Source organism: Wolbachia endosymbiont of Dactylopius coccus, from assembly GCF_977011065.1.
This window is the reverse complement of sequence record NZ_OZ347065.1, coordinates 1,172,389-1,193,726: the sequence shown is the minus strand read 5'-3', so window position 1 is coordinate 1,193,726 and position 21,338 is coordinate 1,172,389. Positions and strand designations below refer to the sequence as shown.

General features: G+C 34.6%; 25 protein-coding genes and 2 pseudogenes. 15 read left to right on the top strand and 12 right to left on the bottom strand.

Features of this window, described 5'->3' with window-relative positions:
• Positions 1 to 122: 122 nt before the first annotated feature.
• The 4 genes from acpP (at position 123) to thyX (ending at position 3,932) form a co-directional block, all read left to right on the top strand.
• Positions 123 to 383 carry an acyl carrier protein gene (acpP, locus tag ACWHVF_RS06395; protein WP_006279836.1) on the top strand — a complete coding sequence of 87 codons (261 nt, stop codon included), beginning with the start codon at positions 123 to 125 and terminating at the stop codon, positions 381 to 383.
• Between the two features lie 13 nt (positions 384 to 396).
• Complete coding sequence (gene fabF / locus ACWHVF_RS06390) at positions 397 to 1,668, top strand: beta-ketoacyl-ACP synthase II (protein ID WP_064125315.1); 1,272 nt, start codon at positions 397 to 399, stop codon at positions 1,666 to 1,668.
• 122 nt (positions 1,669 to 1,790) lie between these two features.
• Complete coding sequence (gene murA / locus ACWHVF_RS06385) at positions 1,791 to 3,068, top strand: UDP-N-acetylglucosamine 1-carboxyvinyltransferase (protein ID WP_064125316.1); 1,278 nt, start codon at positions 1,791 to 1,793, stop codon at positions 3,066 to 3,068.
• Positions 3,069 to 3,077: 9 nt separating this feature from the next.
• On the top strand, positions 3,078 to 3,932 hold the full coding sequence (gene thyX, locus ACWHVF_RS06380) for an FAD-dependent thymidylate synthase (RefSeq protein WP_064125317.1): 855 nt from the start codon (positions 3,078 to 3,080) through the stop codon (positions 3,930 to 3,932).
• Between the two features lie 43 nt (positions 3,933 to 3,975).
• On the opposite strand, the gene ACWHVF_RS06375 is transcribed toward thyX, so the two are convergent.
• Complete coding sequence (locus ACWHVF_RS06375) at positions 3,976 to 4,386, bottom strand: hypothetical protein (RefSeq protein WP_064125318.1); 411 nt, start codon at positions 4,384 to 4,386, stop codon at positions 3,976 to 3,978.
• A 77-nt stretch (positions 4,387 to 4,463) separates the two neighbouring features.
• On the opposite strand from ACWHVF_RS06375, the gene ACWHVF_RS06370 reads away from it, so the two are divergent.
• Positions 4,464 to 5,475 (top strand): IS630 family transposase gene (locus tag ACWHVF_RS06370; RefSeq protein ID WP_447933262.1). Its coding sequence is split into 2 segments (ribosomal slippage): positions 4,464 to 4,913 and positions 4,915 to 5,475, totalling 1,011 coding nucleotides; the frame shifts between segments, so codons are not numbered across the junction.
• Here ACWHVF_RS06370 and ACWHVF_RS06365 read toward each other — a convergent pair.
• A complete protein-coding gene (locus tag ACWHVF_RS06365; protein ID WP_447933261.1) occupies positions 5,432 to 5,911 on the bottom strand; it encodes an IS5 family transposase in 480 nt (159 codons plus the stop codon). The two genes, ACWHVF_RS06370 and ACWHVF_RS06365, sit on opposite strands and share 44 nt — an antisense overlap.
• 20 nt (positions 5,912 to 5,931) lie before the next feature.
• Between ACWHVF_RS06365 and ACWHVF_RS06360 the strand changes: the two genes are divergently transcribed.
• Entirely contained in the window at positions 5,932 to 6,060 is a 129-nt protein-coding gene (locus tag ACWHVF_RS06360) for a hypothetical protein (RefSeq protein ID WP_447933260.1), read from the top strand.
• Positions 6,017 to 6,346 carry a hypothetical protein gene (locus ACWHVF_RS06355; protein ID WP_064125008.1) on the top strand — a complete coding sequence of 110 codons (330 nt, stop codon included), beginning with the start codon at positions 6,017 to 6,019 and terminating at the stop codon, positions 6,344 to 6,346. Before ACWHVF_RS06360 ends, ACWHVF_RS06355 begins: the two co-directional genes overlap by 44 nt.
• Before the next feature lie 103 nt (positions 6,347 to 6,449).
• On the opposite strand, the gene ACWHVF_RS06350 is transcribed toward ACWHVF_RS06355, so the two are convergent.
• Together ACWHVF_RS06350 and ACWHVF_RS06345 are read right to left on the bottom strand one after the other, a co-directional pair.
• A complete protein-coding gene (locus tag ACWHVF_RS06350) occupies positions 6,450 to 7,721 on the bottom strand; it encodes a M16 family metallopeptidase (RefSeq protein WP_064125009.1) in 1,272 nt (423 codons plus the stop codon).
• Position 7,722: 1 nt separating this feature from the next.
• A complete protein-coding gene (locus tag ACWHVF_RS06345; protein ID WP_064125010.1) occupies positions 7,723 to 8,331 on the bottom strand; it encodes a superoxide dismutase in 609 nt (202 codons plus the stop codon).
• A gap of 155 nt (positions 8,332 to 8,486) precedes the next feature.
• On the opposite strand from ACWHVF_RS06345, the gene ACWHVF_RS06340 reads away from it, so the two are divergent.
• A complete protein-coding gene (locus ACWHVF_RS06340; RefSeq protein ID WP_064125011.1) occupies positions 8,487 to 9,080 on the top strand; it encodes a hypothetical protein in 594 nt (197 codons plus the stop codon).
• A 477-nt stretch (positions 9,081 to 9,557) separates the two neighbouring features.
• Here ACWHVF_RS06340 and ACWHVF_RS06335 read toward each other — a convergent pair whose 3' ends face one another.
• Complete coding sequence (locus tag ACWHVF_RS06335) at positions 9,558 to 9,836, bottom strand: GNAT family N-acetyltransferase (RefSeq protein ID WP_064125012.1); 279 nt, start codon at positions 9,834 to 9,836, stop codon at positions 9,558 to 9,560.
• A gap of 70 nt (positions 9,837 to 9,906) precedes the next feature.
• On the opposite strand from ACWHVF_RS06335, the gene ACWHVF_RS06330 reads away from it, so the two are divergent.
• Positions 9,907 to 10,918, top strand: a protein-coding gene (locus ACWHVF_RS06330; RefSeq protein WP_447933196.1) for an IS630 family transposase whose coding sequence is annotated in 2 segments (ribosomal slippage) — positions 9,907 to 10,368 and positions 10,370 to 10,918 — 1,011 coding nt in all. Because the reading frame shifts where the segments join, the coding sequence is not laid out codon by codon here.
• Positions 10,919 to 11,240: 322 nt separating this feature from the next.
• Here ACWHVF_RS06330 and ACWHVF_RS06325 read toward each other — a convergent pair.
• Together ACWHVF_RS06325 and ACWHVF_RS06320 are read right to left on the bottom strand one after the other, a co-directional pair.
• Positions 11,241 to 12,038 carry a phosphoribosylformylglycinamidine synthase subunit PurQ gene (locus tag ACWHVF_RS06325; protein ID WP_064125132.1) on the bottom strand — a complete coding sequence of 266 codons (798 nt, stop codon included), beginning with the start codon at positions 12,036 to 12,038 and terminating at the stop codon, positions 11,241 to 11,243.
• Positions 12,039 to 12,044: 6 nt separating this feature from the next.
• The gene (locus ACWHVF_RS06320; RefSeq protein ID WP_064125133.1) at positions 12,045 to 13,295 is read right to left on the bottom strand and encodes a PstA family ABC transporter permease; all 1,251 of its coding nucleotides are present in this window, start codon (positions 13,293 to 13,295) and stop codon (positions 12,045 to 12,047) included.
• A gap of 48 nt (positions 13,296 to 13,343) precedes the next feature.
• Here ACWHVF_RS06320 and ACWHVF_RS06315 point away from each other — a divergent pair, with 48 nt between their 5' ends.
• On the top strand, positions 13,344 to 13,526 hold the full coding sequence (locus ACWHVF_RS06315) for a hypothetical protein (RefSeq protein ID WP_010962989.1): 183 nt from the start codon (positions 13,344 to 13,346) through the stop codon (positions 13,524 to 13,526).
• A gap of 48 nt (positions 13,527 to 13,574) precedes the next feature.
• Here ACWHVF_RS06315 and rplS read toward each other — a convergent pair whose 3' ends face one another.
• Together rplS and trmD are read right to left on the bottom strand one after the other, a co-directional pair.
• Positions 13,575 to 13,952 (bottom strand): 50S ribosomal protein L19, encoded by a 378-nt coding sequence (gene rplS, locus ACWHVF_RS06310; RefSeq protein ID WP_006279489.1) that lies wholly within the window; start codon positions 13,950 to 13,952, stop codon positions 13,575 to 13,577.
• Positions 13,936 to 14,646 carry a tRNA (guanosine(37)-N1)-methyltransferase TrmD gene (gene trmD, locus ACWHVF_RS06305; protein ID WP_064125134.1) on the bottom strand — a complete coding sequence of 237 codons (711 nt, stop codon included), beginning with the start codon at positions 14,644 to 14,646 and terminating at the stop codon, positions 13,936 to 13,938. The genes rplS and trmD overlap by 17 nt, the downstream gene beginning before the upstream one ends.
• A 74-nt stretch (positions 14,647 to 14,720) precedes the next feature.
• On the opposite strand from trmD, the gene purC reads away from it, so the two are divergent.
• Positions 14,721 to 15,443: a phosphoribosylaminoimidazolesuccinocarboxamide synthase gene (purC, locus tag ACWHVF_RS06300; RefSeq protein ID WP_064125135.1), complete on the top strand. Its 723-nt coding sequence runs from the start codon at positions 14,721 to 14,723 to the stop codon at positions 15,441 to 15,443.
• On the opposite strand, the gene purM is transcribed toward purC, so the two are convergent.
• Positions 15,440 to 16,477: a phosphoribosylformylglycinamidine cyclo-ligase gene (purM, locus tag ACWHVF_RS06295; RefSeq protein ID WP_064125136.1), complete on the bottom strand. Its 1,038-nt coding sequence runs from the start codon at positions 16,475 to 16,477 to the stop codon at positions 15,440 to 15,442. The genes purC and purM overlap by 4 nt on opposite strands.
• 133 nt (positions 16,478 to 16,610) lie before the next feature.
• On the opposite strand from purM, the gene ACWHVF_RS06290 reads away from it, so the two are divergent.
• Both ACWHVF_RS06290 and ACWHVF_RS06285 read left to right on the top strand, forming a co-directional pair.
• Positions 16,611 to 16,904, top strand: a complete 294-nt coding sequence (locus ACWHVF_RS06290; protein ID WP_064125137.1) for a hypothetical protein — start codon at positions 16,611 to 16,613, stop codon at positions 16,902 to 16,904.
• A gap of 80 nt (positions 16,905 to 16,984) precedes the next feature.
• Positions 16,985 to 17,263 (top strand): hypothetical protein, encoded by a 279-nt coding sequence (locus tag ACWHVF_RS06285; protein WP_064125138.1) that lies wholly within the window; start codon positions 16,985 to 16,987, stop codon positions 17,261 to 17,263.
• Positions 17,264 to 17,326: 63 nt separating this feature from the next.
• Here ACWHVF_RS06285 and ACWHVF_RS06280 read toward each other — a convergent pair.
• Positions 17,327 to 17,848 (bottom strand): annotated as a pseudogene (locus tag ACWHVF_RS06280) (transporter associated domain-containing protein); the annotation flags it as partial.
• Between the two features lie 439 nt (positions 17,849 to 18,287).
• Between ACWHVF_RS06280 and hemE the strand changes: the two are divergent.
• Both hemE and ACWHVF_RS06270 read left to right on the top strand, forming a co-directional pair.
• Positions 18,288 to 19,304 (top strand): uroporphyrinogen decarboxylase, encoded by a 1,017-nt coding sequence (hemE, locus tag ACWHVF_RS06275; protein WP_064125139.1) that lies wholly within the window; start codon positions 18,288 to 18,290, stop codon positions 19,302 to 19,304.
• Positions 19,305 to 19,373: 69 nt separating this feature from the next.
• Entirely contained in the window at positions 19,374 to 20,567 is a 1,194-nt protein-coding gene (locus tag ACWHVF_RS06270) for a pyridoxal phosphate-dependent aminotransferase (protein WP_064125140.1), read from the top strand.
• A 53-nt stretch (positions 20,568 to 20,620) separates the two neighbouring features.
• Here the strand turns inward: ACWHVF_RS06270 and ACWHVF_RS06265 are convergent.
• Positions 20,621 to 21,104: pseudogene (locus tag ACWHVF_RS06265) on the bottom strand (hypothetical protein).
• Positions 21,105 to 21,338 lie beyond the last annotated feature (234 nt).

The following is a 21,338-nucleotide window of genomic DNA, read 5'->3' as shown; positions in this document are numbered from 1 at the left end:
ACGTAACGCTAGCCAGCTAGGGCAGTAGAAAACTTTACTGTAGTTTACCAGTTATAAAAGATATTGCAAACATAAAAATTTTTTATAACATCAAAGAATAGGTTATTTTTTTGGTAAGAAATGTGAATAGCGAACTAGCAAAGAGCACTAGAGAAGACATAGAAGAAAAAGTGAAAAAGATTATACTAGAGCACATTAGTAAGGATGTAGAGAAATTCAACAGCTCTTCAAAGCTTTCGGAGCATGGTACAGACAGCTTAGATGCAGTTGAAATCATCATGGCAGCAGAAGAAGAGTTTGGAATAGAAATTCCAGATGAAGACGCACAAAAAATGGAAACTATGGAGCAAATAGTTGAGTACATTAATAATAAAAAAGGCTAATAGTTAGTGTTAAATGAGCAGAAGAGTAGTAGTCACTGGTGTCGGGTTAATCACTCCACTAGCGGCAGATGTTGATAATACTTGGTCAAGGCTAATAAAAAGTGAGTCTGGCATAAAAGCAATCAATGCAGATAGATTTGACTCTTCTGATCTTGCTTGTAAGGTTGCAGGGCAGGTGCCTGTGCAATCCGATAACATTGAGAATTACTTTAATCCTGTAGGTTATATTTCTGAAAAAGACTCAAAAAGGACAGATCGTTTTATCCATTATGGTATTGCAGCAGCTATTCAGGCAGTAGATGATTCATTAATTTTGGAAAGCCAAAATATCAATCGGGAGCGTATTGGTGTGACTATTGGCTCTGGTATAGGTGGTCTACCATCAATTCAGGAAAATGTTATTACCATGCAGGAAAAAGGGCCCAGACGTGTCAGTCCATTTTTTGTCCCTGCAAGTCTAATAAATTTGATATCTGGCCATATTTCTATTAAATATGAATTTACAGGTCCAAACGATTCAGCAGTAACCGCATGTGCAACAGGTGCGCATGCAATCATAAATTCAGCAAGAACTATAAAACTTGGTGAGACGGATATTATGATTGCAGGTGGAGCAGAAAGTGCACTGTGTAGAGTTGGAATTGCAGGTTTTGCTTCTATGAAGGCATTATCAACTAAATTCAATGATAAACCGGAAGAAGCTTCAAGGCCATGGGATGCAGAACGCGATGGTTTTGTTATGGGTGAAGGAGCAGGTATATTGGTGCTGGAGGAATACGAACATGCAAAAAAAAGGGGGGCAAAAATACATGCTGAACTGGTTGGGTACGGACTCACAGGAGATGCGCACCACATTACAGCACCACATCCAGAAGGAAGAGGCGCATTTAAGGCAATGCAGCTTGCCTTAAAAAGTGCGCAAATTAATCCAAATCAAGTAGGATATATCAATGCACATGGCACTTCAACGCCACTTGGAGATAAAATTGAAGTAATAGCAATGAAACAGTTATTTGGTGACTACGTTTATAAAATACCTGTTTCTTCAACTAAATCTTCTATAGGACATTTACTTGGTGCTGCAGGGAGCGTTGAAGCAATATTCAGTATTCTTGCGTTAAATAATGGAATTATTCCGCCAACCTTAAATTTACATAAACCTTCAGAAGGATGTGATTTAAATTTTGTACCGTTTAAAGCTCAGGAGCATAAAATTCGATATGCACTTTCTAATTCGTTTGGTTTTGGTGGCACTAATGCATCGCTCATCTTTGGACAAGTGTAATCAATTTTGCTGCTGAATAGCTAAAATGTACGAACATTATGATCTGTGATAGCTATATTATCTGTAATTTGCCTTTTACTGTCGATTTACTATACTTATTTGGTAAGATCTAGCTTAATTAAATGCACAAAATATTAGTAAGTAGTAACCATAAACCTCTGGTCGGAAAAATCAAGATTAATGGCTCAAAAAATGCTGTTTTACCAATAATGGCAGCAAGTCTATTGAGTAGCTTATCGGTAATTTTGCATAATGTACCTGATTTAATTGACGTGCATCTAATGTCTAAGCTGCTTGAGAGTCTTGGAGCGAAAGTGAATTTTACACGCAATAAAGATTATAAAGCAAATCATACTTTGGAAATTGACTGCAGTAATATCAACAATCACGTAATGTCACACGAAACTGCAAGTAAGCTGCGAGCATCTCTTTTAATGCTAGGTCCAATTCTCAGTAGATTTGGTAAAATCATAACAGTCTTTCCTGGTGGATGCAATATTGGAAAGCGTCCTGTTGATATGCATATCAAAGCATTAGAAGAAATGGGAGCTAAAATTGAAGTTGAAGGCTGTAATATAATTGCAACAGTGAAAGGAAAGCTACAAGGAAAAGAAGTTATACTTGAGAAAATAAGCGTTGGTGCAACAGAAAATGTAATAATGGCAGCAACACTTGCAGAAGGAGTGACAATAATAAACAATGCTGCAACGGAGCCGGAAGTTCTTGATTTAATAGAGTTCCTAAAGAAAATGGGTGCTAATATTGAGATTAGTGATACAAGGATCACAATAACAGGAGTTGAAGAATTAAATGGATGTGTTCATAAAATAATACCAGATCGCATAGAAGCAGGCACCTATGCACTAGCTGCTATAATAACCGGTGGTAAGTTGGAGTTAGAAGGAATAAGTCTATCTGATATAAGATGTATTGTGAATGAATTGAAGGCTATAGGGGCTAATGTTGAACTATATAATGAGGGGGTTATGATTTCCAGAAAAAATTGCTCTATTAGGTCTGCTAACATTGCAACAGATCCATACCCCAACTTTCCCAGTGATATGCAACCACAACTGATGTCTGCAATGTGCATCGCTGATGGGATATCAGTAATTGAAGAGAACATTTTTGAAAACAGATTTGCACATGCAGATGAATTGAGAAAGTTAGGCGCTAATATCAGCATCGAGAAAAGCAAAGCTACTATAAGTGGAATAAAAAGCTTATCTGGAGCTAATCTGTGTGCCACTGACTTAAGGTCAACAGCAGCTTTGGTACTTGCTTCTTTGGTAGCTAGTGGAGAAACTACAATAAATAATTCGCATCATTTATGGAGAGGATATGAGGCAATGCACGAAAAACTTAATTCATGTGGAGCTGATATCTCTATTTCATCTTGAGGACATGCTATGAATGAAATAACTAAACGAGTCACAGTGAAAGAAATAGATGAAATTCTGTACGAGGAGCATAAGGTATTAGACCATGGATTTATTCGAGTAATAGATTATATGGGTTCTGATAGCGCAATAGTTCAAGCTGCTCGTGTTTCTTATGGCAAAGGAACAAAACAGATAAGTCAGGATGAAGCACTTATAAAGTATTTAATGAGACATCATCATACAACTCCATTTGAAATGTGTGAAATTAAGTTTCACGTGAAACTTCCAATTTTTGTTGCAAGGCAATGGATAAGGCATAGAACTGCAAATGTAAATGAATATTCGGCAAGATATTCAATACTTGACAATGAATTTTATATACCAAAACCAGAACAGATTGCAAAACAATCTGATAATAATAAACAAGGTAGCGGTGAAGCTTTTGATCCGAACACCTCAAAGGAAATAATGGATTCTCTAACAAATGACTCTAATTTAGTATATTCTCATTATGAAAAATTTATTGAGCAGGGGCTTGCAAGAGAAATTGCCCGAACTAATCTAACGCTTAATTACTACACGCAATTTTATTGGAAAATAGATCTGCATAACCTCCTTCATTTTTTGAAGCTTAGAGCTGATAAGCATGCCCAATATGAAATCAGAGTTTATGCAGAAGTTATGCTGGATATAATAAAAAAATGGGTCCCATTGGCCTACAATGCCTTTATTGAATATTGCTTAGAATCAGCCTGTATTTCAAGAACTGGTCTAGAAATAATTCGCAAATTAATTAAAGGGAAAAACGTTACTAGAGAAGAAAGTAATATTGGTAAAAGAGAATGGGATGAGCTGATGTTCATACTTGGTAAACAATCTTAAAGATAAAGGCATATGCATAAATCTTTATAGCAATTGTACATATTTATAGATTTATAGGTGTAAGCAACAATTTACCAGTGTTGTTATCAACTGATATATCAATTATTTTTGAGTTTGTTCTTTCTGTTGTTTCATAAAGTTCCTCAGCTTTCTTTAACATTAATGTTGCATTTCTAAGCGTAACGTAAATCTCACAATAGTCTGGAGAATTTTCAATATACATATTATATGAATAAAAATTTATAGCCAGTTCTACTGCCCTACAAATTTCCTCTGATGTAAAATTCGCAACTCCTGTATTAGGACAAAAGCCAACGGCTCCTCTATTAGGGTCAAAAAATATGTATTTACCATTCTCTGCTTTATATACCAACATAGAATGTGCAATATTCTCGTCATCATCACTACCTCCTTCATTACAAGCATAACAGGAGAAATTAAATTCTAATACCAATTCCCATTACACGGCAAACAGATAGACAATAATAGAAGACAAGCCATAATGAAATAAGTGAAATAGTCGAGGTATAAATGGCACTAAGATCAAAATTATTGGATGAAGAAGTAGTAAAATCAGCAAAAAAAATGCTGAAGAAAGTAAGGAACAATGCATATGTTGCAAAAAAACTAAATGCTGTAATTGCAGCAAAAAAGCATAGTATAACGGCTGTAGCAAAAATATATTGCATTTCAAGAAGCGCACTAACTTCGTGGATAAAACTCTTGAAATTAGGCAGAGAAGAAAAATTGTTTGCTCCTCCACAACGGCGTAGAAAAACTAAATTAAATCAGGCTCAACTACAGCAAGTTGAAGCATGGGTAGGAGAAAATCCTAATATTACCATTAAAGAAATGAGAATAAGAATCCAGGAAAAGTTCGGCTTAAATATTAGCAAATCTACAGTACACCGCTATATGCAAAAGATGAAATTCTCTTATATTACACCAAGACCAGTACACAATGTACAAGATAAAAGAAAATAAGAGGAATTCAAAAAAAAATCTCAACGAAGTTATTGGCAAGTATTCTGAAAAAGAGCTGTTTTTCTTCGATGAATCGCGGTTTGGCACACATTCAAAGACCGGGCATGGATGGTTTAAAAAAGGCGTCAGAACAAAAGTTAAGGTAAAATTAGGTAGGGAAAATTTTTATCTCTACAGTGCAGTTAATCCTAGAAATGGGAAGAATTCTAGCTTGTTTGCACCGAATGTCAACACTGATTGTATGAATATATTTCTTGAGCAAATGTCTCAATATTTGGGACCACGAGAAGCCTTTCTTGTTATGGATTGTGCTAGTTGGCATAAGTCGAAAAGTTTAAAGGTACCTAAAAATATTGAGATTATATACCTACCACCATACTCACCTGAACTCAATCCAGTTGAGAGGCTTTGGTTGTATGTAAAACAGAACATTTTGCGCAATAAAATATACGATACTATTGCTTTGCTTGAGAGTGCTTTGTGTAAATTTATTACTTCTCTTACCTACTCCACAATTAAACAACTCTGCTATGTATCCTATTTGAATGACCAACAATGAGAATTGGTATAAGTATAAATTTTAAAGGATTTCCCAATGCATCAACAAGTGCATGAATTTTAGTCGTAAAGCCACCTTTACTTCGCCCTAAAGCCTCTTGATCCTTCGAATCTTTTGTATATCCAGCCGAACATGGATGGGCTCTAATGATCGTACCGTCGATTATGACGGCTTCTAAATCTGGCTCTTGTTTTGTGTACTCCAATAAATTTTTCCAAATACCCCTTTCGCACCATCTCTTAAATCGTTTGTGTATACTTCTGTAATTGCCATAGATTTTCGGCAAAAGTCGCCATTGGCAACCACTTCGCGCCATATACCACACTGCTTCTATGAATATTCTTAAACGTTTTTCGTCTTTACTATGCATTCCTTTTATGCCTTTTATGAATTCTAAAATTTGTTTCCAATTTCTTTCTTTTATATAATATTCCATTCGGTAGTTTCTCCATTTTTATGTTCATTTGGTTAAACTGCCACTTTTTTTCTCCCTCTTCATATTTTTTGTCCACAGAGCCTAGAGCGAGAGATATCGAAATTATTGAACGCTGGTTCGCAAAAGGAAAATATAAACTCAAACTATAATGATGGAGAGCCTATATTCCAGACTCGTGAAGAGGCATTGAATTATCCTCCGCAAAAGAAAGACATAAACTCAAACTCTGTGAGAGAAAACTATAATGATGGAGAGCCTATATTTCAGACCGTTCAAGAAGCACGGAACTATCATCGGCAAAAGAAAGGTATAGACTCAAACCCTGTAAGCAAAAAACCACTTGCACCACCAGTACCTCCTAAAAATTATACGGAAAAAGCTACGCAAAATAGAAATAATAATATTATTGAAAGAGGAGGTCGAAGATTCGTATAATTTCTTGCATATCCGGTTCATGGCACATTGTTTCAACTTACACTTCTTTAATCACTGTGCTAAATTATATTGTAAAGCAGCCAAATCAATATAATAGAATGCGCTAAGCTTTAAGCATAGAAACCACTTTATCGTAACTTGGCAATGATTCAATTTCTCCAATTGCAGCTAGAGTGGTTTTTTCATGCTGAGATAACAATTCTTTTGCTGCTTTTTTTACGTTAGCAGTGGTAACTGCACTAATTTTTTCTATTAATTCATTTTTACTGATGTACCTATTATAGTTACCGTAGTAGTGTCCCAATGTTTCAGCACGTGAGCTAACACTTTCGCGTGACATTAAAATTTGGGATTTTACTCGCTCTTTCACTCTATTTACTTCTTCTTCCTTCAGATCATCTGTAGACAACTTCTTCAACTCTGTCGTTATAGATTTTAAAAGCTTATCTAAGTTACTACTGTCTGTACCAGCAAAAATGGAAAATATTCCTGTATTAGTATAGCTGGAATTAAATGAATAAACAGAGTAAGCTAATCCCTGCTTTTCCCTTACTTCCTGGAATAAACGTGATGACATTCCGCTCCCTAATATAGAATCAAGCACTTGAAACGTGTGATATTTATCATCATGGCGAGAAACACTAGGTAGACCAATTAGCAAGTGTACCTGATCTAATTTACGATGTTCTAAATACTCACCACCAGTACAGCTCGCATTTTGGCTTTTTTTCAGCTTTTTAGAATGAATCTTTGAGAGAAAATCTTTGGTTAATGCAACAACTTCTTCATGTTCAACATTTCCTGCAACGGCAAATAGCATATTCTCACCAAAGTAATGCTCATTTATGTAATTATCTAGATCTCCTCGAGTAAAAGATTTTACAGTATTTTGCGTGCCTAAGATTGACCTACCAAATGGTTGGTCTTTATAAGCTGCCTCAAAATATTTGTCGAAAATAATGTCACTTGGTGAATCATTAGTTTGAAAAATCTCTTGTATTACAACACCCTTCTCACGTTCCAATTCATCTTCTGGAAACGTAGAATTCATCAATATATCTATTAATATATCAATACCAGTTTTTATGTCTTTCTTGAGGACTTTTGCATAATAGGTGGTGCTTTCCCTACCGGTGCTAGCGTTGAAAACTCCACCTATGTCATCAAAAGCTTTTGCAATTTCAAAGGCAGTTCTTGTCTTCGTCCCTTTGAAAGCCATGTGTTCTAAAAAATGGGATATTCCATTTTGCTTTGCACTTTCTGCTCTACTGCCAACACCAACTCGTATGCTTAAAGCTACGGAATCAATATCACGCACCTGCTCAGTTATTATGCGCAGACCATTATCTAATTTTGTTACCTGAGGTGTATTCATCTTATGTATTCTTTTTTAAATTTTCTTCTGCAAAATCCCAATTAATCAAATGATCAAGGAAAACTTTTATGTAGTCAATTCTACGGTTTTGACAATCTAAATAATAGGCGTGCTCCCAGACATCCATAGTGAGTAGTGGCACTTGGCCATAAATTAATGGCAAATCTGCATTTGGAGTTTTGGTGATTTTGAGCTTTCCTTTTTCGAGCACTAACCATACCCATCCACTACCAAATTGGCTTACTCCATGATTGGCAAATTCCCCACAAAACTTATCAAAACCACCGATATCATCTTGAATTTTTTTTGCCAGAAAACCATCATCTTTAGGTTTACCACCACCATTCTTCTTCATTGAATTCCAATAAAAAGTGTGGTTCCAAACTTGCGCTGCGTTATTAAATATAGGAACTTTATCGCTATTACCATGCACTTTTGTTATTATTTCCTCAATTTTCACATGTTGATAATCTGTATTTTCAACCAGCTCGTTGAGTTTATTTAAATATCCTTTATGGTGCTTATCATAATGAAAATCTAAGGTTTTTGCAGATATGTAAGGCTCTAAAGCTGTTTTATCATATGGTAATTCAGGTAAAGTAAAACTCATGACAATCTCCTTATTTTTGACCTACTTGGATGGTAGGGCAATATATGCTTTTGTGCAACATATAATTAATAGCTAAAATACTTAGATATCTATTGCATTATTCTAAGTTTTATATCACAATAATAATTATTATATAAATTTTCCGAGAGGTAAAGATGTCAGGCATATATGAAAGTCTTAAAGAAACATATGGAAATTTCATAAAATATGCTAAGTATAGTACTATTCCTGCTATAGAAAAAAGTGATAACAGTAGAGTTCCGCAAAACAGCTTCTATAAATCTGTATACTATATTGATAGTGCTTTAGGGCCAATCAAGGATATGATTGTAGGAGTAAATTATGATTTCGACACTCCAACAATGTGTCTGGGGAGAAGAAATAAAAGAGTTTACGGTAAAGAGTATAATCTAGATCGTGCTGGTATTGCAAACTTATTACTTGTGCTCTATACAGGGTTTGCGTATGTTACGTATTTGCCATACAAATTGTTTTCACATCTAAAAGGAACAGACGGTCCAAAATCTCTTGTAGAGTATGCCAATAATTTGCAGGGCAACGCAGAAACACATGGTGAACCTCTCGCTAAATTCTTAAGTTTAGCTTTATCTTGCATTATTTCAACTGTCATCTGGGCTGCAGCACTCGTTATTACACCACTTACTTGGGCTGTTGATAAAGTGTCAAGTAAGTTTAGTGATGCAAAGTCTGAAGCTGTTAACCTCCATGAAAATGGTGTAACTGCGTAGCTAATCTGCACAACATGGCTTTAACATTTAGCCACCGGAAAGGGTGTCATACAAGTAGCTGACATACAACTGTACGAACGTTGCGATTTGATGGTAACTTCCACCAAGAATGATGTCATCGAAGTAGCCGACATTGGGATCCAGTTTTCCATGCAGCCTCATCAAAAATGACATGGTAGAGTGTGTAAACGCAGTCTCAACAACCACATGGCAAACTGGTTCCTCTGTGAAGGTGTCATCCCAGTGCTTGACACTGGGATCCAGGAAAGTTAACCTCAAATGAGCACATTAGGCAGTTGTATAATAAAGTCTGGATTCCAGTGTCAGCTACTTGCATGACAAGGTTATGGGTGTCATCCAAGTACCCAGACACATAACTGTACGAACATTGTAATATGGTACAATGTTACATGATAAGGAGACTGGCAAAGCTTGCAAAGTAATTTTTTATGGCTTAAAAACGCGCTGGAAGGCACCCTACTTTAAATTCTTCATAAACCAAAGCACCAAATCGTCATCAAGATCAACTCTAGCGCCAGGTTTAACATGCTCATACTTGTAAGTAACACCTAAGCTATCTGGTATATAACCTCGTTTTATATAAAGTTTTTGAGCAGCTCCATAATCAGCATAAAGACCAACACCCAATCCAACAATATCACTTTTTCCAGCTGCTTCTTTTTCTGCAGTTTCAAGCAAAGTTGATCCTATGCCTCTATTTCTCATAAGTGGCAATACATTAATACCAATTCCCATTACACGGCAAACAGATAGACAATAATAGAAGACAAGCCATAATGAAATAAGTGAAATAGTCGAGGTATAAATGGCACTAAGATCAAAATTATTGGATGAAGAAGTAGTAAAATCAGCAAAAAAAATGCTGAAGAAAGTAAGGAACAATGCATATGTTGCAAAAAAACTAAATGCTGTAATTGCAGCAAAAAAGCATAGTATAACGGCTGTAGCAAAAATATATTGCATTTCAAGAAGCGCACTAACTTCGTGGATAAAACTCTTGAAATTAGGCAGAGAAGAAAAATTGTTTGCTCCTCCACAACGGCGTAGAAAAACTAAATTAAATCAGGCTCAACTACAGCAAGTTGAAGCATGGGTAGGAGAAAATCCTAATATTACCATTAAAGAAATGAGAATAAGAATCCAGGAAAAGTTCGGCTTAAATATTAGCAAATCTACAGTACACCGCTATATGCAAAAGATGAAATTCTCTTATATTACACCAAGACCAGTACACAATGTACAAGATAAAAGAAAACAAGAGGAATTCAAAAAAAAATCTCAACGAAGTTATTGGCAAGTATTCTGAAAAAGAGCTGTTTTTCTTCGATGAATCGCGGTTTGGCACACATTCAAAGACCGGGCATGGATGGTTTAAAAAAGGCGTCAGAACAAAAGTTAAGGTAAAATTAGGTAGGGAAAATTTTTATCTCTACAGTGCAGTTAATCCTAGAAATGGGGAGAATTCTAGCTTGTTTGCACCGAATGTCAACACTGATTGTATGAATATATTTCTTGAGCAAATGTCTCAATATTTGGGACCACGAGAAGCCTTTCTTGTTATGGATTGTGCTAGTTGGCATAAGTCGAAAAGTTTAAAGGTACCTAAAAATATTAAGATTATATACCTACCACCATACTCACCTGAACTCAATCCAGTTGAGAGGCTTTGGTTGTATGTAAAACAGAACATTTTGCGCAATAAAATATACGATACTATTGCTTTGCTTGAGAGTGCTTTGTGTAAATTTATTACTTCTCTTACCTACTCCACAATTAAACAACTCTGCTATGTATCCTATTTGAATGACCAACAATGAGAATTGGTATAAGATCCATGATTTCTGGGATACCTCTATCCTGGAAGGGCTCGTACTCAGAACGCCATTTTAATGTCACATATCCAGCAAATTCATTATTGTAAGAAGCAATCCATACAATGCGCTTACCAAGTTTTTGCTCTTGCAAATAAATTTCAAACGTAGATAGCGGTTTTGGCTAATTTGCTTCTACGAAGCTTGTAAAAAGAATTGAGGTATCATATTCAGTGAATGCTCTTATTTTAATGTCGTTGCCCGGTTTGTCTTGATGAATTTGGTTGAGACTTTTCACAATTTTAACCATAAACCCTACCAATAAATTTTAACAAAAATACTTTAGTGCATTTTCAAATATAAGCATTCCATCACCATATTTTGGCACAGTAATACCTAACCGCTTGCTCTTTTCTTTTTCAAGAGGCCAATTATCTTGCTGAGTAAAAAATATTCCCCTCTCTGGATGGGGCATTAAAGCTAGCACTCTTCCACTTTTATCTGATAAAGCTGCTAGGTCGTATGTAGACCCGTTCGGATTGTAAGGAAATTGTAGGTTAGCATAGTTGCCATTTTCATCAATGTAACGTAATGCGGTGGAATTGCTCTCAATCAATTGGTTCAAAATATCTTGATCCATAAAAAATTTGCCTTCCCCATGAGCAATAGGGAGATATAGTTCACTCAGGCCCCGTAGCCAAACAGAATTACTCTGCGGATTAACTCCCACTCTAATCCAACGGCATTGATAATTGCCTATATCATTATGGATTAAAGCTAGACTAGAGAACTCCGGAATTAATTTTACTAATATCTGACAACCATTACATATTCCTATAATCAGCTTGTCCTGAGATAAAAACTCTTGAAACTCATCCAACAAGTTGTTTTTAATACGTAAAGCAAACGCATTACCAGCACCAGTGTCATCACCATAGGAAAAACCTCCTGGAATTGCAAGTATATTGCTTAATTTCAGTTCACTTGGATTATCTATAATATCATTAATGTGAACGATTTTTACTTCAATATTACTAATACCAAGTTTTCTGCTGCATTCCATAAATGCAAATGCGGTTTCTTTTTCGCAATTTAAGCCATAACCAGATAGGACTGTGATTTTCATGAATTGCTAAAAATTAAAAAATTCGAATTTCTTTTTTACAAAATTCGCTACTAAATTTAACGCAAACAACACCAATAATAAAGCTATAATTGCAATAGCAGCAAGTTCAATAAATGCAATTTCAGGACTACTTGACCATATGTATATTTGTACAGGCAGAACAGTCGCCGGATCGAAAAAAGACGTAGGTGTATCAGCAATAAATGCCACCATACCTATCATAAGTAAAGGGGAAGATTCACCTAAAATCCTTGCAATTGCAAGCACAGTACCATGTATTATTCTTGGTAACGCAATCGGTAAAGAGTGATCTAATATCACCTTGATGTGAGGCGCACCAAGCGCAAACGCTGCATCTTTTATCGTAATAGGAACATTCGCAAAGGCATTTTTTGTTGCAATTATAATATTAGGTAACATCATAAATGAAAGAGTCATTCCACCAACAAGTGGTGAAGAGCGTGGTAGCCCAAATATGCCAAGATAGAGAGTTAAGCCCACTACACCAAATATTATTGAAGGCACTGCAGCAAGATTATTCATGCTAATTTCTACAATATTAGTCATTAGCCTATTTTTAGGCATAAATTCGTAAAGACAGATGCCCGACATAATTCCTATTGGTAATGCTAATGCTAGGCACACTATAATTGTCATTAATGAACCGATAAATGCCCCTAAAATTCCTGCATTTTCAGGTTCACGAGAGTCAGATTTAAGGAATAAAGACTTATTAAAAAATTTTTTCACTCTCCTCTTTTCTTTTAGCCAACTAAGTAATTTAGCATAACGATCATTCAAATGTTTATCTTTATTTATTGAATTAATTATACTTGACGCGGTAAACCAGATCTCATATTCACCACTATCTTTTACTTTCTTACGAAAAAATTTCTCTAGTTCTTTGTAAGAATTACGACTTAAAATTTCGTCACTGTCTTTAAAATCAGTTCCTTTAAACACCTTACGTAAAGAATCGTTGAGTAAGCCAATGGACTTATACCGCAAATCACTAGGATTATTTGTTAAAGTAAGATCAGCACTTATTTCAATTGGCAATAAAACTTTCGTTACTGTTAAGGCACTGTAAGAGTTAACTAATACACTCAACAATATACACACAGGACAGCCAAGTGAGATAACTAGTGCCGTGAAAGAGCAAAAGCGTAGCGCTCTGTTCTTTTTATTTTTCCTTTTTATACGAGCATGTACACGCCTTGACTGAAGTAATTTAAGGAATTTTTTCTTTATACTCATTTACTTTTCTTTACACGAGGATTTGAAAAAACTTTCCCCTTTTTTGTCATGCAAGTAGCTGACACTGGGATCCAGCAGGCTTTGCCTGCAAATAATTTTTACATTTTCCATGAAAGCACAAACCAAAAGGAGAATAATGAATGCTGGATCCCAGTGTCGGAGCACTGGGATGACACCACAGCGGGAGGCAAACACAATGTTCGTACAGTTGTGTGTCACGCACTGGGATGACAAGAGAGAGTTCTGAGATGACACAATTGACATCACTCCCTATTGTATCTACTTAGATTTCTTTTTAACATAAGTAGTACGCTCTTTGATCCTTGCAGCTTTTCCAAATAGTTTGCACAGATAATACAGTTTTGCTCTACGAACCTTTCCTTTTCTTGTCACTTGCACTGAAACCAGTGCAGGAGAATAAACAAAAAACTGAGACACTATACTTTCTCCATGGCTCACTTTTCTGACTGCAAAAGAAGAATGTAACCCGCGGTTCCTTTTTGATATACATACACCTTCAAATATCTGTATACGTTCACTTGTACCGTCAACTACTTTAAAAGTGACCTTCAAATCATCGCCAGGACGAAATTCTGGTATTTCTTTAGCTAACACTTGCATTTGCTGTTCGTTAAATTTTTTAAGTAAATTTGTCATTTATCTCTCCATTCAATAATTCAGGCCTACGCTTTTTTGTTATAACATGAGACTGCTTCTGCCTCCAATCACTTATTTTTTTGTGATTGCCAGATAACAAAACCTCAGGTACTTTATATCCCTTCCACTGCTCAGGTCTAGTATATTGAGGATATTCAAGTACACCACCACCATAATTAAAACTTTCTTCAGTAATACTATCGGTATTATTTACTACACCTGGAAGAAGTCTAATGCATGCATCAAGAACCACCATTGCAGCTGGCTCACCTCCTGAAAGTATATAATCTCCAATACTTAACTCATAAGGAGTATACGCATCAATTATCCTTTGGTCAATACCTTCAAATCGACCACATAATATTGTTATATGAGGAAACTCTAATAATTCTCTGGCAATATTCTGATTAAACTTAGTTCCAGATGGAGTCATGTAAATAAACTTAGTGTTTTTATGAACAGAGAGCATACTATCTACTGCATCACCAATTACATCAGAACGCATAACCATTCCTGCTCCACCTCCATATGGAACATCATCCACAGTTGAATGTTTATCTTTCGCAAAAGAACGAATATTTATTACTTCAAGGTTCCATATTTTTTTCTCTAACGCTTTTCCGGCAAGAGAATAGTTCAAAAACCCGGGGAACATTTCTGGAAATATGGTTAATATTGTAACATTGAATGCCATTAAGGTTTATTTTAAGTTATTTGGGGCTATACTCTAAGAACAGTAAATTGATATAATATATAGTTAAATTAAATATGTCACTGAATAAAACGATATATGAAGGTAAAGCCAAAGCCATTATTGAAACTGAAGACTCATCAACTGTTATACAGCACTTTAAAGATGATGTTACAGCATTCAATAAGGAAAAATATGAAATTATTGAGAGCAAAGGAATAATTAATAATCATGTTAGTGCTTTTATCATGGAAAAGCTTGAGAAAGCAGGAATTAGCACACACTTTATAAAAACTCTGAATGAAAGAGAGCAGCTAGTCAAAAAACTCAAAATCATACCTCTTGAAGTAGTAGTGAGGAATGTTGCAGCTGGCAGCTTTTGCAAACGTTTTAATATCAAAGAAGGTGAGGCACTTACATCTCCTATAATCGAGTTTTTTTACAAAAATGATGACCTAGCCGACCCAATGGTGAATGAAAATCACATACTGTATTTTGATTGGCTATCTAGCAAAGAAATGGATGAAGTTAAAACTACAACTTTAAAAATCAACGAAATCTTAGTCCACCTATTTTCAAATGCAAGTATATATTTAGTTGATCTCAAGTTAGAATTTGGCAGATTAATAAATGACAGTACTAAAATCATTTTAGCCGATGAAATCAGCCCTGATAACTGCAGGTTATGGGATAAAAATACTTATAAAAAGTTAGATAAAGACGTCTTTCGTTTGAATTTAGGAGATTTAAAGGAAGCATACCTAGAAGTTGCAAAAAGACTGTCAGTAAAGTTAGACTAACTAAATACTACTCTATCAAGTGGAGGGTTACATGCCTCATCAAGTTTTCCAATAATTTCAATTTTTTCTCCACGTTTTTGGAAATGATTTTTCACGTTTTGCATATTCTCAGGACTTACGATCAATACCATGCCAATACCACAATTAAATGTTTTTAGCATTTCTTTCTTCTCTATTTTACCCTCCTTTGTTAGCCATAAAAATATATCTGGCCATTTCCAGGAATTAATGTCTATGTTTACAAATAAGTTTTTTGGAAGAATCCGCGGAATATTATCTATCAAGCCACCACCTGTTATATGTGCGATGCCTTTTACCTTTGGCATAATAGGCAACAAAGAATCAACATATATTTTTGTTGGTTCGAGCAACACTTCTTTCCAAAGCTGATTATTCCATGGAGATGAGTCGTTATAATTTATACCTAAGCCTTTGAAAATATGGCGCACCAAAGAAAACCCATTTGAGTGAATTCCACTTGACTCTAAGCCAACTATATAATCACCTACTTTCATCATGCTACAGCTTGGAAGAATTTGCTTTCGATCAACTACACCAACCACAAACCCTGCAAGGTCATAGTGATTATTATCATACATTCCAGGCATTTCTGCAGTTTCCCCACCAACCAATGCTATTTTAGCTCGCTTGCACCCCTTTGCAATGCCTTGGACCACAGATAATAAAACGTCTTTGCTCAAAACGCCTGTTGCAAAGTAATCAAGGAAAAATAAAGGCGTTGCTCCTTGTGCAAGTAAGTCATTTACACACATTGCAACTAAATCTATACCTATAGTATCATGCCTATTCACTTCTTGAGCTATCAACAGTTTCGTACCTACTCCATCAGTTGAGGAAACAAGCACTGGATGGTCATATTTCTTACTTAGTGCAGCAAAATCAAACAACGCAGAAAATGAACCTATTTCGCTGATTACTTCTTCTCTAGTAGTTTCTTGAGCAATAGGCTTGACTTCTTTTATTAACTTATTATATAGTTCAAGATCTATTCCTGATCTGGTATAAGTATTCATAATCCTTCTATAAATTTTAAAATTGTTAATACTATATTAATGCCTTGATATAAAAAGTGCAACGAAACTTTCTCTTAATTGACTATTATATGCTTACCAATATAGGGTAACTTAAATCATTTATAATTATCCAATGAATAAAAATACCAAAAACATACTGTTAATAACGGAACTGCTATCAGGACGGCTGCTTCATGACTTTGCTAACTCTATGAATGGAATAATGTTTGGCTTAGAAGAGCTTGAAGTAATAGATAAGAACGATGCTGATGCGCAGAAGGAAGCGTTGTCGTTGCTTAAAGAAAGCTCCGATGATTTAATATATAAACATAAAGTTATGAAGCAGGCATATTCTTCTTCAGCAGATAATTACAGCTTTGATCAGACCAAATCTAATATCGAAAATTATTTATTAAAAAAAAAGTAAAGCTTACGTGGAAAATAGACGCACACTCTGCAAAAAATAAGGAAGATTTAATTGAAAAGATAAATAAGATAATTTCTAATATGGTGCTAACTATAGCCAGCGCAGTGGCGGAAGTTGAACTAGTGTCTGTTTTACTGAGTCAAACAGAAGATAAAATGCTATTAACTATAAAAATTCTAAATGAACACAAACCAATAAGCAAATCATTAGTAGACAAATTAATCAAAAAAAATGACACTAATTTAAATACAAAAGATATTAATATCTATATGGCTTCTTTATTATTAGAGTACTATAACACTGAAATGCATTGTACTTGCGAAAATAATTTGCTGGAGATAGGTTTAACTATAACTTGAGTTGCATATTTGGTTATTACAACTTTTTCTTCGTTTCAAGGCAACCGACAAAGGGTACCAAATCTAATTTTTGTAATCACTTAAGTCTAGTACTATTTTATTAATGTAGCGCTCATTTGCATCTTTGATGATAAACTTCATACCATTTTTATATTTAATGACTTCATCTACAGAAGGCACTTTACCAGCAATCGAAAGAATCAAACCACCAAGTGTAATATAGTCTTCTTCAGGGTCACGTAATTCTATTTTTAGATCCTCTTCTATATCCTTTATAATAACCCTTACTGACACTTCAAACTTATTTTGAGACAATTCAGTAATGGTATATTCTGAATTTATTTCGTTCTCACTATCAATGTTTGGTATTAGCTCCTCTATAAGATCGGTTATTGAAATTAAACCATCAGTTCCACCATATTCATCCAATACAATAGCTAAGTATGATTTAGAAGATTTCATCCTAACAAAAAGATTAGTTGTCTTCATCGAAGGCGGAACAAACATTACGCTTTGTATAATATTTCTCAGATTAAAATTTTTATCCCCATTAAAAATAACATCTTTTACATAAAAAAAGCCTAATGCTATTTTTTCTACTAAGGTTCCTTTTTTTACTCAATTCATTCCCTGTAATGGCAAAAACGTTTTCAGATCAGATTTATCAAGAAAACTGCTATTAAATGTTTAATAAGCATGTGAATAATGTCAAATTAATTTGTGAATTATTTGTTGATATAAAATACCAACAATTGATCAACAATTTTTTCAACGACATATACATAGTTATGTAACAATGCATAATGGTAAAATGTTTTCCATAAAAGAAAATTACTAACACTCTGAATATCTTACTTATACACATAAATCATAACAGAAAATCAATAGTATATAGAAGTTGTTAACATATTTATCCACAAATTAAACAACGCCAATTTTTACTAAATTTTAAGTTAGTAACAAGTTGTTGATAGAACTATTATTACTACTATACTTTAATATACAGAAGAATAGATAAAATAGATTGGAAAGCAGCAAAACAACAATAGTAGAAGTTATCAAACAAAATGAGCCAGGTGAAAGAGTCCCTATTTGGCTAATGCGTCAGGCTGGCAGGTCTCTTCCTGAGTACCGCAAAGCAGTAGAAAATATGAATAATTTTATGGAGATATGCTACAACACAGATTTAGTGACAGAATTGACGTTACAGCCGGTGACAAGATTTGACATGGATGCGGCGATAATTTTTTCAGACATTTTAATAATAGCTGATGTTTTGGGTTGTGACGTGAATTTCCTGCGCAATGTGGGCCCGAGAATAAAACCTATAAAGAATCCTAAAGAATTGAGAAGTCCACAAGACATTGAAGCTAAAATTTTACCAATTCTAAACGCTATAAAGAAAGTCAGAAGTCAGCTATCAAAAAAAAAGCCTCTTATAGGATTTGCTGGTGGCCCATGGACAGTAGCTTCATATCTCATAGAAGGTGGAAGCAGTAAAACTTTTTCCAAAGTATTAAATTTTTACCCTTCTTATTTGAAGGAAATAATTGAACGAATAACGGAAGCAACGATTATTTATCTAATTAAACAGATAGAATTTGGAGCAGATGTTATTCAGCTATTTGACAGTAATGCTGGTGCATTATCGGAACCATTGTTTAAAGAATATGTTATCGAACCAACAAAGAGAATTACCTTGGCAATCAAGGATAGATTTTCTGATTTTCCAATAATAGGATTTCCAAGGTCTGCTGGAAATCTTTATAAGAATTACTGCGAACAAACAGGTGTATCTGCAGTAAGTATAGATTATAATATTCCAATAGAATGGGCGAAAGCGAATCTAAAAATCCCTCTACAAGGAAATCTTGATCCTAATCTTTTAGCCTATAATAAAACGGAAGCAATAAAAGAAGCAAAACGTATAATAGATTGCTTTAGAGATTCACCCTTCATATTTAATCTCGGACATGGAGTACTCCCTGATACTCCAGTTGAAAATATTGCTGCGTTGGTAAACCTGGTAAAAAGCTACTAATACAATACACAAAATTCCTAGCTTTTTTATTATGCAGAGTTTATTATTTGAATTTAGCTTCAGTAAGATATGTCAGACCTTGCAAAAAGAATGTCCCTAATAAAACCATCGCCTACAATTACTGTAACTGATAAGGCAAATAAGTTGAAAAGTGAAGGAAAAAAGATCTGTGTTTTAGCTGCAGGAGAACCGGATTTTGATACTCCAGATCATATAAAAAAAGCAGCTATTCAAGCAATAAGTGAAGGTAAAACTAAATATACTGCTGTTGATGGAACGCGTGAGCTGAAAGAAGCAATAATTAATAAGTTAAGAAAGGATAATAACCTCGAGTACACGCTTAACCAGATCTGTGTTGGTACAGGTGCTAAGCAGGTGTTATTCAATTTGTTCATGGCAACAATTAACTCTGGAGATGAAGTTATTATTCCAGCTCCTTATTGGGTTTCATATGTTGATATGGTAAGTCTTTTTGGCGGCTTGCCAGTTGTAGTAGAATGCAAACAAAATTTTAAACTAACAGCGGAATTATTGAAAAGCAAAATAACTAAAAAAACTAAATGGTTAATTCTTAACTCACCGAACAACCCTGCAGGAGCTGTGTACACGTATAATGAATTGAAAGACATAGCACAAATATTGCTTGAATATCCACATGTGAATGTCGTTACAGATGATATTTATGAGCATATAATATACGACGAAAAATTTTTTACTATCGCTCAGGTTGAGCCGAAGCTTTATGATAGAGTTTTTGTGGTCAATGGAGTATCAAAAGCCTATGCAATGACAGGCTGGAGAATAGGGTATATTGCAGGTAGAAGTGATGTGGTAAAAGCTATCTCTACGCTGCAGTCTCAAAGCACTTCTAATCCAAATTCGATAGCACAAGCAGCAGCAGCAGCAGCATTAAACGGTGACCATAGTTTTTTGAAAGAAAGAACAAGGATTTTTAAGAGTCGTAGAGATTTTATGGTGAAAGAGCTAAATTCTGCCCCGGGATTATCAGCATCCATTCCGCAAGGCGCATTTTATTTATTTGTCTCGTGTGAGGGATTGCTCAGTAAGAGTACAAAAAGTGGTAAAGTAATAAATAATGATCTTGATTTTACTGAATACCTGCTAGAGGATCATTTAGTTGCTGTGGTTCCAGGAATTGCGTTTGGTCTAGAAAATTTTATCAGAATTTCTTATGCAACCTCTCAGGAACAATTAGAAATTGGATGTGATAGTATTACTAAAGCGTGCCAGGAGTTAAAATGAAATAGACTATCCATAAATTACCCATTTCACCGCGTCAAAAATATTCACTAAGGTTATCTTGAATGTTCTAACTTGTATTTTTCTATGGAAGGCGTTTTTATTGAGTGAGCAAGTGTCTTTCTAATATTGAATTCCTCATTTTTTTCATTTCGTTGCAGTAAGTTAATGTTATTTATTTTATTTACTAAATCTTTCCCTTTCTCCAGAGTCTTTAAATCACTTTCGTTAATGTGATGTTCATTGTAAAATTCTACAACAATTTCTTTTCGGGTGAGTATTTAAAAATTCCGACACCTGATGTTTAGCAACAGCTTGAATAAATTTCTTATTAAATCTTGAATCGTTATATAGATTTTCCAAACTTTTGTCATAATGTTTTGCTTCGTTTATAGTGAGTTTTATTATCTCTTCTATGCCACTTAGAAGTTCCCTATACAATTTGTCATATCTATTGCCTGACACATGTGTAGCGAATGTTTGTTCAACGTATTTTGTTATGTAGTTTTGTAGTGTGTTGTCTATTGTGTTTATGTTCATTCACTCACCTTGCTTTTATATTATATTTTACATGCGAAAAGGTTAATATTGAGTTAACTTAGACGTCTCTAAAGCCAAGTTTTACTAAAAATTATATTATTTAAAGTATATTTGTTATCACGAAATGAAAGCGTAAGTAAAATGAACTTTGTAACAAAACTAAAGCTTATAATAAAAAAAATAAAGCTTAAGGTAAAGATGAATAAGGGCAAAATCATAAATATACTTATCATT

Bases quoted from the DNA above. Each gene is read 5' to 3' on its own strand.
- fabF (WP_064125315.1), top strand. From the start codon at position 397: ATGAGCAGAAGAGTAGTAGTCACTGGTGTCGGGTTAATCACTCCACTA.
- murA (WP_064125316.1), top strand. From the start codon at position 1,791: ATGCACAAAATATTAGTAAGTAGTAACCATAAACCTCTGGTCGGAAAA.
- thyX (WP_064125317.1), top strand. From the start codon at position 3,078: ATGAATGAAATAACTAAACGAGTCACAGTGAAAGAAATAGATGAAATT.
- ACWHVF_RS06365 (WP_447933261.1), bottom strand. From the start codon at position 5,911: ATGGAATATTATATAAAAGAAAGAAATTGGAAACAAATTTTAGAATTC.
- ACWHVF_RS06360 (WP_447933260.1), top strand. From the start codon at position 5,932: ATGTTCATTTGGTTAAACTGCCACTTTTTTTCTCCCTCTTCATATTTT.
- ACWHVF_RS06350 (WP_064125009.1), bottom strand. From the start codon at position 7,721: ATGAATACACCTCAGGTAACAAAATTAGATAATGGTCTGCGCATAATA.
- ACWHVF_RS06345 (WP_064125010.1), bottom strand. From the start codon at position 8,331: ATGAGTTTTACTTTACCTGAATTACCATATGATAAAACAGCTTTAGAG.
- ACWHVF_RS06340 (WP_064125011.1), top strand. From the start codon at position 8,487: ATGTCAGGCATATATGAAAGTCTTAAAGAAACATATGGAAATTTCATA.
- ACWHVF_RS06335 (WP_064125012.1), bottom strand. From the start codon at position 9,836: ATGGGAATTGGTATTAATGTATTGCCACTTATGAGAAATAGAGGCATA.
- ACWHVF_RS06325 (WP_064125132.1), bottom strand. From the start codon at position 12,038: ATGAAAATCACAGTCCTATCTGGTTATGGCTTAAATTGCGAAAAAGAA.
- ACWHVF_RS06320 (WP_064125133.1), bottom strand. From the start codon at position 13,295: ATGAGTATAAAGAAAAAATTCCTTAAATTACTTCAGTCAAGGCGTGTA.
- ACWHVF_RS06315 (WP_010962989.1), top strand. From the start codon at position 13,344: ATGCAAGTAGCTGACACTGGGATCCAGCAGGCTTTGCCTGCAAATAAT.
- rplS (WP_006279489.1), bottom strand. From the start codon at position 13,952: ATGACAAATTTACTTAAAAAATTTAACGAACAGCAAATGCAAGTGTTA.
- trmD (WP_064125134.1), bottom strand. From the start codon at position 14,646: ATGGCATTCAATGTTACAATATTAACCATATTTCCAGAAATGTTCCCC.
- purC (WP_064125135.1), top strand. From the start codon at position 14,721: ATGTCACTGAATAAAACGATATATGAAGGTAAAGCCAAAGCCATTATT.
- purM (WP_064125136.1), bottom strand. From the start codon at position 16,477: ATGAATACTTATACCAGATCAGGAATAGATCTTGAACTATATAATAAG.
- ACWHVF_RS06290 (WP_064125137.1), top strand. From the start codon at position 16,611: ATGAATAAAAATACCAAAAACATACTGTTAATAACGGAACTGCTATCA.
- ACWHVF_RS06285 (WP_064125138.1), top strand. From the start codon at position 16,985: ATGGTGCTAACTATAGCCAGCGCAGTGGCGGAAGTTGAACTAGTGTCT.
- ACWHVF_RS06270 (WP_064125140.1), top strand. From the start codon at position 19,374: ATGTCAGACCTTGCAAAAAGAATGTCCCTAATAAAACCATCGCCTACA.